A 1,585-nucleotide genomic window follows, 5' to 3' on the forward strand; every position below is an offset into this window, starting at 1 on the left:
CTGAGCTTGTTGTTTAACCTCGCTGGTCACCTGACCTGCTGATCTGCGGTTCTTTCCGGGACAGCGGAGGCGGCCGTTCTTCACGCTTCGAGATGTCGAGTCAGGAAGCACGAGAGAACGGCCGCTGCCCATGAGTCTTCCCGTCGACGCGCCCGCAGGTGACGCGTTGGGCATCTTGTCCCGCTTTCGGGTCGAGTTCTACGAGAGTCTGTACAAGCGGGCGGATGTGCTCTTCGAGCTCACCGACGCGCTGCTGTGCACGGACGGGCCGGTCAAGACGCTGGTAGACCTGTCGCTGGCGGCCGAGCACCGGCGCGGCCACGGGGCAATGTACGCCGCGCTGGACCGGGGCTGGCTCGAGCCGACCCGGCTGCGGCGCACGCTGGCCTCCCTGCCGATCCCCCGGCTTGCCGACGGGCGCATCGCCCTGGCCGTGGACGTCTCCAACTGGCTCCGCCCCGACGCCCCCACCAGTAACGACCGCCTGTTCTGCCATGTCTACGGGCGCGGCCGCAGCGCCGACCAGATGATCCCGGGCTGGCCCTATTCCTTCGTTGCCGCCCTGGAGTCCGGCCGCACCTCCTGGACCGGCCTGCTGGACGCGGTCCGGCTGGGACCGGCTGACGACGCCACCGCTGTGACCGCCGCCCAGCTGCGCGAGGTCACCGGGCGCCTGCTCGAGGCCGGGCACTGGACCCGTGGTGATCCGGACATCCTGCTGGTCATGGATGCCGGCTACGACGTCACCCGCCTGGCCCACCTCCTGTCCGACCTGCCTCTGGAGCTCATCGGCCGGCTGCGGTCGGACCGCGTCATGCTCCGCGACGCGGGCGAGCCCCGCTCCACGCCCAGGGGCGGGCGACCCCGCAAGCACGGCACCGCGTTCACCTTTGCCAAGCCCGAGTCCTGGCACGAACCCGACAGCACCGCCAGCACCGAGACCACCCGCTACGGAAAGGCCGAGGCCAGGGCCTGGGACCGGATGCACCAGCGCCTGCAAAAGCGCGGCCCCTGGCTCGACCACGAAGGCGAAATCCCCATCACCCACGGCACGTTGGTCCGCCTCAAGGTCGAGCACCTGCCCGGCGAACGCGAGGCGAAGCCGCTGTGGCTGTGGTCCTCGGCCACCGGGATCGACACCGCGCACCTGGACCGGATCTGGCGCACCTTCCTGCGCAGATTCGACCTCGAGCACACGTTTCGCCTGCTCAAGGGCACCCTCGGCTGGACCGCGCCGCACTTCCGCGCTCCGGACACCGCCGACCTGTGGACCTGGCTGGTCATCGTCGCCCACACCCAGCTCCGCCTGGCCCGCCCGCTGACCGCAGACCTGCGCCGCCCCTGGGAACGTCCCCTGCCCGCAGCGAAGTTGACGCCGGCCCGGGTACGCCGCGGGTTCCGCAACATCCGCGAGAAGGTCCCCACCCCGGCCGGTGTGCCAAAACCCTCCCGGCCCGGCCCCGGACGGCCACCGGGTTCGAAGAACCGCAAGCTGGCGCCCCGCCACGACGTCGGCAAGACCGTCAAACGCGAACCCACACTCCAAGCCCACCTCGCCGCGCGAGGTTAAAGATCAAGCTGAGAA

The 1,585-nt window shown here is 70.2% G+C and carries 1 protein-coding gene; it reads left to right on the top strand.

The window, feature by feature from the left end; translation table 11 throughout:
- Nucleotides 1–130: 130 nt before the first annotated feature.
- Nucleotides 131–1,570 carry an NF041680 family putative transposase gene (locus tag ACIGZJ_RS36895; protein WP_396461388.1) on the top strand — a complete coding sequence of 480 codons (1,440 nt, stop codon included), beginning with the start codon at nt 131–133 and terminating at the stop codon, nt 1,568–1,570.
- Nucleotides 1,571–1,585: the final 15 nt, after the last annotated feature.

Origin of the sequence: Kitasatospora sp. NPDC052868 (assembly GCF_044547105.1) — a bacterium.
In the GTDB taxonomy this organism is placed as follows: domain Bacteria; phylum Actinomycetota; class Actinomycetes; order Streptomycetales; family Streptomycetaceae; genus Kitasatospora.